Annotated in this window: 13 protein-coding genes; 1 reads left to right on the top strand and 12 read right to left on the bottom strand. The window is 53.2% G+C overall.

What is annotated here, in order from left to right:
• Window positions 1-2,209 precede the first annotated feature (2,209 nt).
• From B9A14_RS07545 to B9A14_RS07530, 3 genes are all read right to left on the bottom strand, one after another.
• Window positions 2,210-3,469 (bottom strand): RNA-guided endonuclease InsQ/TnpB family protein, encoded by a 1,260-nt coding sequence (locus B9A14_RS07545; RefSeq protein ID WP_084665107.1) that lies wholly within the window; start codon window positions 3,467-3,469, stop codon window positions 2,210-2,212.
• A complete protein-coding gene (gene tnpA / locus B9A14_RS07540) occupies window positions 3,466-3,822 on the bottom strand; it encodes an IS200/IS605 family transposase (protein WP_084665106.1) in 357 nt (118 codons plus the stop codon). The genes B9A14_RS07545 and tnpA overlap by 4 nt, the downstream gene beginning before the upstream one ends.
• Before the next feature lie 308 nt (window positions 3,823-4,130).
• On the bottom strand, window positions 4,131-4,601 hold the full coding sequence (locus B9A14_RS07530) for a hypothetical protein (RefSeq protein ID WP_157109839.1): 471 nt from the start codon (window positions 4,599-4,601) through the stop codon (window positions 4,131-4,133).
• A gap of 306 nt (window positions 4,602-4,907) precedes the next feature.
• Between B9A14_RS07530 and B9A14_RS07525 the strand changes: the two genes are divergently transcribed.
• Window positions 4,908-6,020, top strand: a complete 1,113-nt coding sequence (locus tag B9A14_RS07525; RefSeq protein WP_084665103.1) for a three-Cys-motif partner protein TcmP — start codon at window positions 4,908-4,910, stop codon at window positions 6,018-6,020.
• Here B9A14_RS07525 and B9A14_RS07520 read toward each other — a convergent pair.
• The 9 genes from B9A14_RS07520 to B9A14_RS07480 form a co-directional block, all read right to left on the bottom strand.
• Complete coding sequence (locus tag B9A14_RS07520) at window positions 6,017-6,913, bottom strand: SPL family radical SAM protein (protein WP_172839079.1); 897 nt, start codon at window positions 6,911-6,913, stop codon at window positions 6,017-6,019. The genes B9A14_RS07525 and B9A14_RS07520 overlap by 4 nt on opposite strands.
• A gap of 257 nt (window positions 6,914-7,170) precedes the next feature.
• Window positions 7,171-8,019 carry a DNA adenine methylase gene (locus B9A14_RS07515; RefSeq protein WP_231967964.1) on the bottom strand — a complete coding sequence of 283 codons (849 nt, stop codon included), beginning with the start codon at window positions 8,017-8,019 and terminating at the stop codon, window positions 7,171-7,173.
• Entirely contained in the window at window positions 8,001-8,744 is a 744-nt protein-coding gene (locus B9A14_RS07510; protein WP_084665100.1) for an anaerobic ribonucleoside-triphosphate reductase activating protein, read from the bottom strand. Before B9A14_RS07510 ends, B9A14_RS07515 begins: the two co-directional genes overlap by 19 nt.
• Before the next feature lie 3 nt (window positions 8,745-8,747).
• Window positions 8,748-10,862 carry a ribonucleoside triphosphate reductase gene (locus B9A14_RS07505; RefSeq protein WP_084665099.1) on the bottom strand — a complete coding sequence of 705 codons (2,115 nt, stop codon included), beginning with the start codon at window positions 10,860-10,862 and terminating at the stop codon, window positions 8,748-8,750.
• A gap of 114 nt (window positions 10,863-10,976) precedes the next feature.
• The gene (locus B9A14_RS07500; protein ID WP_084665098.1) at window positions 10,977-11,732 is read right to left on the bottom strand and encodes a nucleotidyl transferase AbiEii/AbiGii toxin family protein; all 756 of its coding nucleotides are present in this window, start codon (window positions 11,730-11,732) and stop codon (window positions 10,977-10,979) included.
• Window positions 11,704-12,093, bottom strand: a complete 390-nt coding sequence (locus B9A14_RS07495) for a hypothetical protein (RefSeq protein WP_084665097.1) — start codon at window positions 12,091-12,093, stop codon at window positions 11,704-11,706. The genes B9A14_RS07500 and B9A14_RS07495 overlap by 29 nt, the downstream gene beginning before the upstream one ends.
• Window positions 12,094-12,245: 152 nt before the next feature.
• Window positions 12,246-13,043, bottom strand: coding sequence for a hypothetical protein (locus B9A14_RS07490; protein ID WP_084665096.1), 798 nt, complete (start codon window positions 13,041-13,043; stop codon window positions 12,246-12,248).
• Window positions 13,044-13,236: 193 nt separating this feature from the next.
• Entirely contained in the window at window positions 13,237-13,578 is a 342-nt protein-coding gene (locus tag B9A14_RS07485; RefSeq protein WP_172839078.1) for a flagellar basal body-associated FliL family protein, read from the bottom strand.
• A gap of 94 nt (window positions 13,579-13,672) precedes the next feature.
• Window positions 13,673-14,470, bottom strand: a complete 798-nt coding sequence (locus tag B9A14_RS07480; RefSeq protein WP_157109837.1) for a hypothetical protein — start codon at window positions 14,468-14,470, stop codon at window positions 13,673-13,675.
• Window positions 14,471-14,519 lie beyond the last annotated feature (49 nt).

Below are 14,519 nucleotides of genomic sequence, written 5' to 3'. Positions count from 1 at the left end.
GGTACTGCAACGGTACACCCACGTTCAACTACCTCCCTAAAAGGGAAGCTCACAGACAGTACGCCCCCGCCTGCAAGCCCCGTCCTTCAGGACGGGGTAGTTGACCGACAGATTTCGACAGCTTGTAACTTTGATATCTGGTAGCCTAATTACAGATACAATTCAATATTAGAAAATACAGTTAAATCTCTCTTTAACTCAGTATACCAATCATTCAGCTCACCAGGACTTACCAGTACCACCGTCCCCCTGGAGGTAATTCGACTTTGCTAACATACAATATACTACGCTTCATAGCCTCTAAAATGACAAGCGCTTTGTACGTGGGTATTCCTCTCTTTTGACACGACTCTACGAAAGGAAGTAACCAATCTTTAATATACTCCGCATCAGTCATAAAAGCGGGCCACCATAAATTCGAACCCGCTTTCAGAAACTTCTCCAAATCATCATGGACAATCACTATTATCACCTCCTGGTGATCTAATACCGTGCCTGTGTTCCCCGGTATTTTCTCCTTTTGGTTACACTGGCTGTGGGATTTAACCCGGGGTCTTCTCTTTTGGTATTCCCGCTAAAGCTTTTCTTCATCGTTACTTTTCTTGCCGGCAGTATCCCAATGGAACTTGATGCGATATTAAGTTCGACTCAGCTAGCTGAAATGTACTTACAACAGAAAGGACTTAACGCTGAAACCATAAAAGACTTCTTGCTTTTCGCCGAACATCAGGCAAAAATGTCGGCCGTCAGATATCCGATACGCACCGTAATATTTTCTCTCTGTTGGTGTCTAATACTGTTCAACGTGCTAATACTCCTATGGCTGCCAGCACTATTAAAATAGCCAGTCCAATGTAATAAATTACCATACCAACCCCTTCCGCCCCAGCAAGTCTTAGCCCCAAACTAATAATCATCAAGCCACCTATAACGCCAAAACACTTGTAAAAAAAGTGGAACGATCTCTCAATCACCAACCGCCACTCCTTCCTGCTGACGCAAGATCACCGATAAACTATTGGTTTCCGAATAAAGGCCACCACTATCTCAAACAGCTCTCTTTGTATATTCCAAAAAATGCCACAAAGCGCTCTTACCCAATTGTTCGCAACAAAGTCAAATAGAACCTTTCTAGCTTCATATAACCGCCCCCACTAGGAAAATCACCGCCAATATCGCCGTCGCCAACATTAAAAGGGGCAGGGGGAAAGAGGAGGAAGAGACAATGAAAATCAGAATTTGCTGCAAGTGCGGAGAAGATTACTCAGTTACCTTCGAAGCCATTCTGAAGACAAAGAGCCCTTTCTGCCTAAACTGCGAAGCTCCTGTGCCAGCGAACGTCCTGCAACCCCTGAAGCAATTGGCAAACGCCGTTCTTTCATTAAAGCAGTTAAGCATCCAAGAAAAACACTGCGGCGCGAGTCCTTCTGACTTCAGTCAGGAGGGGAGCGCCGCTACTATCACAGGCTTCCACCCCCGGCCCCTCCCCTTCTGGACAATGGTCAGGTTCCTCGGGTGCCGGTCGGTCGCCTGCTCCTCCCGCCCCTTTTGCCCCCACAGAAACATTACCATGACGCAGCTGTTGCTCTAAAAGCCCCTTTCGGGGCGGGGCATAACGCCCCGGTCACCGCTTCCGCGGGTTCCATACCCCAGTCCCTCCACCGTGCGCGGACCTAAAAGGCTTGCGCCCCCAGGGGTGCGCCCCGCCGCGAGCCAGTTGGGACAACGCTGCCCTTGTGGACAGGGGCACCGCCGGCTTCACCAGGACGAGTCAACACCGCCGGATCGCTGCCCCATAGAAGCAGCACCGGTTCGCACGGCTCCTCGCCGCATGCCCCCTACTTCAGTAGGAGGTAGTTGACTAGTCACTGAGCCAATAAGCGTAAGAACTGAAATTAAGCCACTATACGATCCCAGTCCTGCAGGACCACTCGCGTCCGAGAGTGAGGAAAAAAAGTAAAAGCCAAAAACAGCCCCAATATTACACCCACAAATAAATGGTCGTGAACCTCCGCCGGGGCGAGCCCGGCGGCTTCTTTAATAAGCCCGGCTCAACCCTGCGGTCCTCAGCACCTCACCGGGAGATGCCTGCCTGACGACAGGTCTTACTCCCCCTCAGTGCGCTACATCCAGGCGCCCAGGTAGACCCCAGGCGCCGGACGGCCCGGTCCATGGGCGTCTACTACTCAGCGTAGATACGTTTCCAGCTTCAGGCTGCTGCGGGCCCCCTGTGCTTTTGGCCCACCGGTGCCAGCACACGCGGCCGCAAGTATACTACCTTCCCTGGCAAATCACGGTCTTTAGTAAAGTGGCCGTTCACCGCTACGTCCAGAATACCCGAAGCGCCTACCACATCCCGGTGAACCCCGCTGAAGCCGCAGTTCCCGCACCGGAATATGCGCCCGCTCTGCCGGGTATAGTGCCCGCACTTCGGACATGTCCCGGATGTGCCGCCTTCTCCGATCTTCTCCAGAGTAATGCTGTGCCGCTTCAGCTTGTATTCCAGAAGGTCACGCAGCCGCCCGAAGCTCCACTGGCCCATCCGCTGGTTGTGGTAGCGCCCACAGTCCTGCTCCCTCACCCCCTGAGGATCACCATAGTACACCTTCTTCACCCCGCGCTGGACGCACCACTCTACCGCCAGCTTCGTGATCGCATGCTCAACATGCAATATCTGGGCCTCCACCCAGTTCAGGAACCGGTACTTGGCCTCAAGGAGCTTCCTCCAGCGGTTGGACCCTTTCTTGCAGCGCGAAAGCGCCTTCTGGAACTTCCTCAGGGTCTTGTTCCGCAGGCGGTGCAGGGACCGGAGGTGCCTCCCACTGATGACCAGGGCCTCTTTACCATCGGTCAGGGTCAACGCATGCACCTCTCCCGGGTCCGCTGCTGCCACGGTGTCCCCCTGTACTCTCTCCAGGGCGGGCTTCACCACCGCTACGTGCAGCCAGTACCCGTTGCGGTGCCACACCAGCTGGACCTGCTTGATTTCTAACCCCTTCAGTCTTGACGGCAGTTTTATCCTGAGCGGCGGTCTCTTCCAGCCGTTGGACAGCCTTAAGTATCCCCCTTCTACGGTGATGCCGGTCACCTTCCAGGTGGAGGTGAAGAACCGCTTCAGCCGCCAGGGATAGCGCCACTCCGTGTGCCCTTCTTCGTGGAGCTTCTTCGTCCTTTCCCAGCACTCGTAGTAGGTCTCGACGATGGCCTGCACATCCTGAGAATGGACTTCAAATCTTCCCTTGACGAAGTCCTTCATCATGGCCTCGTCTATCCATATGCCGTACTTAAACCAGAAGAGGCGGTGGATGGTCATTACAGTGTTCCACACCCTGGCGGATTCCCTCTGGATGTCCCTGGCGAGCGCCTCTTCCTCAGGCCTTAACCGGAGGGGAATCTTTTCTACCAGGACATCGCCTTCAGCCCCGGTCACGCCCCGTTTCGCCAGCACGCTGTTCTTTAGCCGGCTCATTTCTCTTTCACCTCCTTCCCCAAAGACTTCTGGGTTTCAATGTACCTGCGGATGGTTTCGGCAGCGACATTGCCGCCCGTGCCGATATAATAGCCCCTGCTCCAGAGACCACTGCCCCAAAAATGCTTCTTTTTCATATCGGGAAAGGCGGCGAATATCCTATTAGCCGTAATGCTCTTGAGCCGCTTGACGATCTCCGCTGGGGCCACTTGGATTAGATCATAACCATAAGTTGCACATATTCCTTGAACAACGTCTTTAATTGCTTTAGCGACACCATCCTTAATTACTTCGTGCCGGTACTTGGGACAAAAAACAATATGGTAGTTGATGTTGTATACGCAATGGCTGATTTTTCTTTCCGTAACCTTGTTCTACTACAAAAACAGAAGTTTCGTTGATATGTTTAATTTTAACGCTCAAATGTGCCCCTTCATCCCACCCCACAAGGGGGTAGGTTTTCGGGGGCGGATTTTTATAAAGAAATTCCTTAAAATTCCTGTACTGCATGCGGTCTCCCCCCTGCGGTATTCCAAAAAAAATCACCACAAGCGATTTGTCCTCTTTTAGAGCCGTCCTCGGGCACCGAAAACCATTTTCGTCCTGCAAAAATTAAAAATAAAAACTCCTCTGTTGCCTTCACGCCGTCCCGCCGACCTAACTATTTCTTGTCTTGCCCGCTGCTAGCATCCCTCTCCAGATGCCTCTGGACGACCTTCTGAAGAGCCCGGCCAGCAGGTATTCCAGCAAAAAACACTGCGGTCCCGACCCGAGCAGAAAGCAGCGCGTCACCCGTCGCGAGCACGATGCCGAGCACTGCCACGCAGCCCAGCAGCCACGCACCTAAAACCGCGAAAGCCCAGCACTCCTTGCTGGAAGACTGAATCTTTACACCAGAAAACGCCCAGAACGGCAACAGAAAAGCTGCCACCGCCCAATTAAGAACACCAACCACAAAGCTGGCCTTCAAAGACGCCAGCAGCACGGCCCGCGCCGCCCCGAGGCTTCCGGTAATGAGCCACCAGAAGTATCCCGGAAGCAGTCCCAGAACAAATATCGCAAAAGTCAGCCACGGCGCCAGCTGGAGATAGCACTGGAGCCACTGCGACATCAAACGCTCCCCCTTTTTCAACCTTGCCACCCGCCTGAAGCATATCATGAATAATTCCGGATGACCAGCTCCGCCACCGGGCCCCGTCCATCAGCCCTGCAGTTGATCGGCCGCTTCGCCCGCACGGTCCGGATATCGTAGCTCTCGCACAGATGCAGGATGAACCTTCTATCCGAATTCGAAGGTATCACGAAGTAACCCCGCCAGTCCAACATCCTAAAAACTCCTGCACGAGCATATAACAGAAGTTACTGCTAGGTTTGGAAGGAAATTGCAGAAATAAGTAGAATATAAGTTATGACGAGCATTTTCTTTGGAGGGAGTTAAATGGATACCCTCATATGGCCATTAGAGGAGCACTCTAAAGCAAAACACACTGTTCTTAGGGAGTATCTAAAGGCGTGGTTCCCTATATTGGGGCAAAAATTTAAACGGATTGTTTACATTGACGGATTTGCCGGTCCAGGATTGTACAGTACTGGCGAAGAAGGATCTCCTTTAATCGCTTTAAGGATTGTTTCGGAACACGTACTTCGTCATAAATTCAGAGCTGAAATCAGAATGTTATTTATTGAAAGTGACACAGAAAGAGCTACGTTTTTACAGAAGTTGTGTGAAGAAAGATTTCCTTCCTCATCTCTGAAATCCAGTGGAATCCACTATAGTGTAATCCCATCTTCGTTCGAAGAAGTAATGGAAACTGTACTTTCCGAGCTGGAAAAACAGCAACAAACACTAGCGCCATCTTTCGTTTTTGTAGACCCGTTCGGACTATCTGGTGTTCCACTCCAGTTAATAGCCAAGATTTTACGCTATCCCAGCTGTGAAGTATTGTTTAATTTTATGTATGACGCTGTCAATAGATGGTGTGAAACACATGAAAATAAAACCACCCTCCTGTTTGGTACCGACGAATGGAAAAAAGTCCTTTCACTAACATGTCCCCAAGAGCGAAAACAATTCTTAACAAACCTTTACGTGTCCCAGCTACAAAAGGCTACCGGACATCGGTACGTGCGTTCTTTCGAGATAAAAGACAAAAACAACCGAACAAAATATTTCTTAATCTTCTCCACAAACAGGATTGAGGGCCTAAAAGAGATGAAAAATGCTATGTGGAAAGTAGATGAGACAGGCTATTTTCGATTTTCAGCTTTTGAAACTTCCAAACACCATGCCGGCCAGCTCTCCATCTTTGATCCAGACGATATCCATCGTAATAACTTGGCATTTCTACTTGAGCGCAAATTTCGGGGACAAAAACTCTCAATTGAGCAGATAGAGCATTTCGTTATTTGTGAAACTCCATATCTCCAGCGCCATGTACGGCCCGCCTTGACAATTCTAGCTGGCAGTCAACCGCCTAAGATAAGTGTAGAAAGGCCACCCGGCAAAAATAGAGGTTTCCCCGAGGGAACATTTATTTCCTTCGCAGATTAGACTGTACAATTGCAACCCCGGTATCTCCAAGTTAGCATCTCCCAAACCTCATATGTTTCTTTACATAAAGCCGGTTCAAATCCGAGCCACTCAGCTATCATATTGTAAGTTCTCACTCGCACGGATAAAGAATACCTCATGCGCCCGTCAGGTGCCTTAACAAGGCCACCCCTTGGCGCACTCGGTGCAAAGCGATGCAACCCAGGATACTGTCGTAACGTTCCCACTGTCACGCGTTCAACACCGAGTTGTCCGACTATCTTGCATATTTTGCGGTATATAGAAATATTATCATGCTGAACACCTTCAATAATTACCGGATCTATTCGGACCCGAACCCTCCAACCAAGTTCTAATAATCTAGTTGCAGCGTTCAGCCTGTCAAAGGGTGATGGAGCTAAACGTTCATACTTTGAGGCCACTTCAGGAGCATTTATTGAAAAGCTAATTATCACCTGTCGAGTCGGAGAAAGCTCCTCAAACAGTTTTGTATTACAGCTCTTTGTAGTCAAAAGCAAATACTTGTCTTTCTGAGTTCTAAAATACTCTATAGCCCGTGGCAACAAAGGGGGCAAAACAGCAAGGCTATCGGCTAGTTCTCCGGTCGAAAAAACTCCTGGTCCCGCCATCCTTATTTCATCCTCAACTTTCTCCCATCGGTTGGTATAAAGTACTGGATCCTTTTTCCCGCGAAAAGTAAGTCGCAAGTAGCAGTATGCGCAATCGTACGGACATCCATTTGAAAGAATTAGCTCATAAAAATGCGGGCAAATGACACCAGCCGGTGTCTTGGTAAATAGGCGAACAAAAGGGCTTTTTCTCTCTCTTGTTGTAACAGTAAAACTTATCCCCAACACCGATCCTCTCTGCACTAAAATCCCTTCCTTCTTCACAACTTCATGGTAACAAGACGGGAAAACCCTATCCAATAAGGCTTTCGGCAATCTTTTCTATGTATACCAGCTAAACGTATATTTCTATTTCTATCTGAGGTCTTCCCTGGTTTTCTCAAATTTGTCTATCGTCTCTGCCAAAATAGATAACGTTACCGCTTAAAAATTCGATGCCAGACAGTCAATACCTGCCGACCTAAACGAGTTTTTCATATTTTTTCTAATCAATGGGCACAAGGAAAGTTGACCACATCTGTTTAAGCGTAACTTCTAATGACCAGTTCCCCTACCGAACCCCGCCCATCCGACTTGCAACTAATCGCCCGCTTCGCCCGCACGGCCCGGATATCGTAGCCTTCGTACAGCCGCCGGACGAACTCCGTGCCCGAGTTGGAGAGCATCACGAAGCAGCCCAGGCGGTCGAGCGCCCTGAACACCTCCGCTAGCCGCTTTTGCTCCTCCGGGCCGAACGCGCCGGCCGTGTACGCCGTAAAGCTCGCGGTCTTCGAGACCGGGTCGTAGGGCGGGTCCAGGTACACAAAATCGCCCGCCCTGGCGTGCTCCAGAACTAACGAAAAGTCCCCCAATATGACTTCCGCTCTTTTCAGCGCGGCGCTCACCAGACGGAGGTTTTCTTCGTCCGCTATCCTCGGGTTCCTGTACCTGCCAAACGGAACGTTGTACCTGCCCTGGCGGTTTACCCGCCAGAGGCCGTTGTACCCTGTACGGTTAAGGTAGAGGAACCTGGAGGCCCGCTCCACCGGGGAAAGAGTCTCCGGGTCAACGTCCCTCAGCCGGTAGTAGTAACCCGCTTCGTTCCTGTGCTTCCGGACATCATTTAGGAACTCATCCAGCCTGTCCCGGACGACGAGGTAGAAGTTGATAAGCTCCGGATTGCTGTCGATGAGTACGGCCTTCGGGGGAAGCAGGTGGAAAAACACGGCGCCGCCGCCCACGAAAGGCTCATGGTAGACGTTGAAATGCTGGGGAAAGAGAGGTTCGAGCTGCGCCAGCAGCTGTCTCTTCCCCCCGGCCCACTTCACAGGAGGCCTGGGCTTGAGCGAAATCTCCTTCGCGGCGTTCTTCATTACCTTCTCACCCCGCATGCCACCCTGCCGGCTTTCCTGCTGCCAGACTGCCTCCGGAACCACGCCAGAAACCCCGGCCTTTCCCACACGCGCGGGCCGAGGAGGTCTCCCGTGTCGCGAAACTCTTGAAGCCGCCACTTCCCCGACCCCGGTTCCGGAACGGTAACACCCGGGCGCACCAGTTTTTCCAGGTCATTACGCATCTTCCCCAGCACCTCCGGAGTATGGATGTCTGGGACTACAGTCGTGCGGATGTAACTTTCAGAATGCCCCAGCGCAACAGCAATGCTCGCCTTCACCTGGTTTGGATTGCAGGGGCCGGCGCCGGTGTATCCTGAAGTTAGAACCCTGCGGTAAAGACCAAACGGCACCTTGTAGTCCACCGCTACACAGTCCGCCAGCCCCTCCCCCAGGAGCTTCTCAAGGACATCCGGCCTGGAGCCGTTCGTGTCCAGCTTGACCGCGTAGCCCATAGACTTGAGTTCACGGAGAAAGCTCAGAATGTCTGCCTGCAGCGTGGGTTCGCCCCCGGAAACGACCACCGCATCCAGAAACTTCCGCCTGCCCTCCAGGAACTGCAGCACGTCCCTTACCGGAACCTCGTGAACATACCTCATGGGGTCTACCAGCCCCGGGTTGTGGCACCAGGGGCAGCGGAAGTTGCAGCCCATGGTGAACACCACTGCGGCCACCTTCCCGGGGTACTCCGAAAAAGACGTTTTGAGCAAACCCCCAATAATCACGCCCTACGCCCCCAACCTGAACATCTTCCTGTCGCGGAACTCCTCCTGCTTCCCGGCGTTCCACCTGCTCACTGGCCGGTAGTAACCCACAACACGGGAGAACACCTCGCAGGGATCCCCGCAGTCGGGGCAAACTTCGTGTTTCCCGAAGCGGTACCCGTGAGAAGGGCAGACCGAATATACCGGAGTGAGCGTGAGGTACGGAATGCGGTACTGCGTGAAGACTTTTTTCACGAATTCCGCACAGGCCCCAGGGTCGGGCCTCTCCTCCCCGAGCCAGATGTGGACCACCGTGCCGCCGGTGTAGGCGCACTGCAGCTCCTCCTGGTGCTCCAGGTACTCCACGGGATCATCCGTGGCGTCCACGGGAAGAAGAGTGGAGTTCGTGTAGTACGGCTCCGCCCCCTTCTTCCACGCCGGTTCGTTCGCCACGACTATATCCGGCCACTTCATCTTGTCTATCCTTGCAAGGCGGTAGGAACAGCCCTCCGCCGGGGTCGCCTCGAGGTTGTACAGGTTCCCCGTCCGCTCCTGGGCCCCGAGGCAGAACTCCCTCAGGAAGTCGAGCACTTTGAGCGCAAACGCCCTACCTTCGGGATGGCCGATGCCCACGCCCAGCAGGTTGAGGCACATCTCATTGCCGCCGACCACCCCTATAGTCGAGAAGTGGTTGGCAAAAAGCTTCCCGAAGCGCTTCTTCACGCCCGCCAGGTACCGGGCCGCAAAGGGATAAAGCCCCATGTCAGCAAATTTCTCCAAAGCCTTCCGCTTCAGCTCCAGGGCCGTGACCGCTACAGACGCCAACCGGGCCAGGCGGGAGAAGAAGTCGTCTTCGTCCTCTGCCTGGTAGGCTAGCCTGGGCAGGTTGAGAGTAACTACTCCGATGGAGCCTGTAAGAGGGTTGGCCCCGAACAGACCGCCACCCCTCTTCCTGAGCTCCCGGTTGTCCAACCGCAGGCGGCAGCAGAGACTCCGCACGTCTTCGGGCCTCAGATCCGAATTGATGAAGTTTCCGAAGTAGAAGGAGCCGTACTTCGCAGTCACCTCGAATATGATGTCCACCTCAGGTCTCGACCAGAACTCGGGCGTGACGTTCACCGTGGGAACCGGAAAAGTAAAACCCTTTCCACTGGCGTCACCTTCCAGCAGCACTTCGCAGAAGGCCCGGGCTACCATCGCCCTTTCTTCTTCCAGGTCCCCATAGGTGAACGGCATTTCCCGTCCGCCCACGACTGCGGGCTCCGCCTTCATGAACTCCGGAACACCACCGTCCAGAGTCACGTTGGTAAACGGCGGTTGGAAGCCAACCCTGGTAGGTACGTTGAGGTTGAAGATGAACTCTTGGACCGCCTGCCTCACCTGCTGATACGATAAGCTGTCAGCCCGAACGTAGGGCGCCATAAGGGTGTCAAAGTTTGAAACAGCCTGAGCGCCCGCTGCCTCACCCTGGCAGGTGTACAGGAAGTTGTAAAGCTGTCCCAGGGCAGACCGCAAGTGCTTCGGGGGCCTCGCCTCCGCGTGGGCAGGCACGCCGTTAAAGCCTTCCTGCAGGAGCATCGCCAGGTCCCAACCCATGCAGTAGGGTGCCATAAGGTTCAAGTCATGGATATGAAAGTCGCCGTTCCTGTGGGCCTCCCGCACTTCCGGCGGGTAAATGCGCTCCAGCCAGTATTCGGCAGCCAGAGAGCCAACTAGGTAGTTGTTAAGGCCCTGAAGGGAATAACCGATATTCGCGTTTTCCCTGACTCGCCAGTCGGCTTCTTCCAGGTATTGGTCGATGAGGTCCTGGGACACCAGGGATTTCATCTCGCGGATGCGCCTGCGCTGCTCCCGGTAGAGGATGTACGCCTTCGCAGCATGGTAATATCCGAGCTCCATTAGGGCCGTTTCTACCAAATCCTGCACCTGCTCAACTGAAGGCACCCCGCTGGAACCCTGAACAAGCTGGTCTATAACACGGCGGGTTACCTCCCACGCATCTCCATCCGTACCCGTCGCATTGAAGGCCTTCTGGACTGCGGCAGTTATCTTCATGGCGTCAAACGGGACAACCCTGCCGTCGCGCTTTACTATCTTTTCGGGTAAACCTTGCCCTTGCAGACAGTCTCCCTGCTTCATGAATTCCATCCCCCTTTTTTTCAGTTAAACCTGCACCTCAAGCCGGATCTGTTTCTTTCCGCCAAAAAGAAAAGCCCGGTACGCCTTTTGTACCGGGCCCCGCAAAATATCTACCTAAAGCTTAAAGTTAAGCCGGTTTCGGGTCGATAAGAGGTTTTTCATTGTCTGACATGCGCACATTTTCTTAAGCTGCCTTCCGAGATCTTGGAATACAACTTTTACGTCTTCCCCGGAAAGTTCTATCTTAAGTGCTGGCTTAAGCGCAGAAACTATATTCTCGTTTGCAGCTGATATTTCATCAAAAAGCCCCATAACGTAAAGCAGATCATCTAGGGAGGCTTCTCTCTGAGCAGCCGCAGCGTAAATATGCTCAAAGTCCTCAGGAACGAGAACTTTATTTTTGAACAGCACACTCAAGTCGACTATATCGCGTGGAATAAACCTGCTTACCAAGGCACAAAGTTTATTGACGGCAATATTGGAAATACTATCCAATTTCACCTTTAGCCCGCTTCCAATACCGTACTCTAAAGGAACACTGTCTTTGGAAAATTTATCCCAAACAAAATTCACCTTAACATTTCCTTCATAGAAATAAGAACAGTATCCAGTACTTTCAGCTACTACGCGTTCCACCTTTTCAGCTTCCCTAAACAACGCCGTATATTCAAGCAAGTTTATCTCACGCAAAAGAAAGAGCTCTACGTCATCGGAAATTCTGTGTCCAAGGTAAAAAACTGCCAAGCAGGTTCCTCCAGTTAAAAAGAAGTTATCGCGGATGAAGGGCGTTTCAAATAACCGCGACAAAACCCGCCTTTGCGCTTCCGAAGCATAGCACTCTCTATGTTCTGACGGTCTTACGTCTTTCATCTTTTAACCACTCTACTGCCCTCCGCCACGCCCGCAGCCGCCACTCGGGTACGTTTACCCAAAACTTGAATGTATTGAGCCCCCGCTCTATTTCCTCCAGCGGAAAAAATTGAACAGCTTCCGTCAGCGAACCTCGCTCGATGAACCGGCGCAAAATATCATCATGAACACACCGGCAACCTCTTTGGGCCGCTATATATTCTTTCAGTTCCTCCGGCGACATGCGCGCTACATGGGGTTGGTCCCAGAAAATTTCCTTGTAGAACCACCGCTTTGTAACATTCCCTTCCCTTTTATTGCAAGCTCCATTTTCCCTGTCTCCAATCATCGCAATACGTAGGCCTGTCCTGGGAAAACCCAAAGAACCCCGCTGACCCCCTCGCTAAAAATCTCGACTTCGTAGCTTTTTGATATCCCGCAGAATGCTAGCGGTGATCTCATCGTTATTTTAACCGAAATTCCAAAATTCTACCACCCCCAACCAGACGTAAACGTCTAGAGAACAATGTTACATCAACGCTTCTCCACACGGGCCTTCTCCCCAGGGAACGGGATAACCACGCCGCGTTTTGCGGGCCTGGCCGCCCCTTCCGACCTGATGACGATATACGGAAGCGTTATCAGCGTGTCCTGGCTGACCCCAAGGGGGAACGGCCGCAGGTTTTCAGGGTCTTCCCACACAGAATACATCTCTACCGAGGGTACGAACTCCTGGGCCCACTTCCTGAGCTCTTCGACCGTCGCCTGAAAATCTGTTACCGCGGCGTTCCACCCCACCGCGGCCGCGTATCCGGCACCCTCCCTGTCGTGCACCATACACGTCACGCACGCCCAGTCGCCAGTCACCGGATCCCTCTGGAGGGCCGAAGTCACGAAAAGCTTCTCCTTCGGCGGCAACTCCGTCCGGCCCAGTTCCTCTACAAGAGTTTTACCCACCGTTTGCCCCGAAGGAAGTCTGACCTTGAGTTTTTTCCCTTCATGGCTCAAAGCAGCAGCCGCCCGCACAAAGTGCGCGCGCCATACGAGCCACATTCCGTACAGAATGTTCATTTCCCTCAGGGCGGCCTCCATAGCGTTCTTCTCCCACTCGCTGGCCGGACAGAAATCAGGCCAGGGAAAATCCAGCCACTCCGTTAGCGGAATGAACGTAAGCGTACTACCCACCAGCATCTCAAGCGCCGGAAGGTTCGCAAGCTCCGCAAAGTTAACGCTGCCTTTCCTCAGGCTCTGCCGGAGAGCGCTTACCGCCTTTTTGACTTCCACCGGTACGCCGGCCTGCGTCGTAAGGGCTTTTCTTGCTTTTCTTGACACCGAAATCTCTCCTCTACTGCTGTCAGCACTCCTGCATACTAAAACTTCTCGGGGTTTGTACTGCCCACGCCTCTGCTATCTCAAGAAAGAGTTTTCTGTACTTGGTACGCTACATGTTCATTTTGTCTCCAATCCGGGGGTTTTTTACCGCTTTCAAACCTTGCAGTTCCCGGCCAGATAAATAGCAAAAAACCTACTGGACAATAAGTTCCCGGAAATACACACCCTGGACATAAACCCGCCCGCCCACAGCACGGCGGACTACCTCCAGAAGTTCCTGCTTCAAGGTCGCCGTATCCGCCAGCTCTACCGCAGACTTCCTGCGTAACAGGCTTATCACTGCGTCGCGGATCCTCGGTACCTCGGTCTCCGGTAGCGGCTCGTTACCGGTTTCAAGAACGAGCGTGACCCGCACATACCGCTTCTCCTCCGCCACATTGGTCGCTATAGGTCCCAATTCTGTTACGTAAGGCCCCTTCTTCTCTGCATGTGAACTGCAACCGGCAAGCAAGAAGACGCAAGCCCAGGAAAACACCAGAAGGGCCGTAAAACTCTTCCACCTAACAACACTTCGGACCATATATTCCACCACGTCTCCCTTTGTTGTTCGTCATATCATAATATATCATTTACTGCCGGGGTGCCCTTCTGGCCGGAAAGGGGACCACCGTGCCTCCCTTAACGCCCCGGGAACCCTTCTTGTCCCGCCGCACCCCGGAGCCAGCCTCCGCGTAAGGCAAAGTGATCATCGTAGCAGGCTCGACCCCCAGGGGGTAGGGCTTGAGGTGCGCGGTATCCTCCCACACTATGAACCTGCCCGCCAGCCGCGCCGTCCTCTCTGCCCATTCCGAAAGTTCACCGAACGTCTCACCAAAGTCGACAACCCCGGCGTTCCACCCCGCCGCGGCCGCGTAGGCCGAACCCCCGGCGTCATGCAGGGTGCACGTAACGCAGGCCCAATCACCGAACACCGGATCTCTCAGCACGGCCATCGTCGCGAAAATGTCAGCATCCTGACCAAGCAGTGCCTCCGGACTCAGGACCTCCTCCACCAGGTGCTTCCCGACGCGCTCCCCCGACAGCCTTCTTATCCGCACCTCTTTGCCCGCGTCCCTCATGGAAAGCACAACGCCCATAAACCGGGCCCGCCAGGACAGCCACAGGCCCAAAAGGGCGCTGTCCTCCCTGAGGGCGGCCCCCTGCGGATCCGCCACCCACTCCTCACCCGGGCAAAAGTCCGGCCACGGCGCCGACAGCCACTCCAGCAAAGTTATAAAGGTCAGCGGTTCGCCGGCAGCCGATTCGAGGAGCGGAAGCTCCAGAACGGCGGGGAAGTAAACCCGCCCGCCAAAGAAGTTCTCCCGTATCCGGGCTATCTGTTTTTCTAAGCTCTTCTCCATTTCTAAGCTCCTTTCGGTACGTTTCATAGTCGCTGTTTAAAAACACCCGCCACTGATAAGACCTGCGACCCAGGGC

Origin of the sequence: Thermanaeromonas toyohensis ToBE (assembly GCF_900176005.1) — a bacterium.
Classification (GTDB): Bacteria; Bacillota; DSM-521; order Neomoorellales; family Neomoorellaceae; genus Thermanaeromonas; species Thermanaeromonas toyohensis.
The sequence above is the reverse complement of the archived record's forward strand: the minus strand, read 5'-3'. Positions and strand labels throughout refer to the sequence as shown.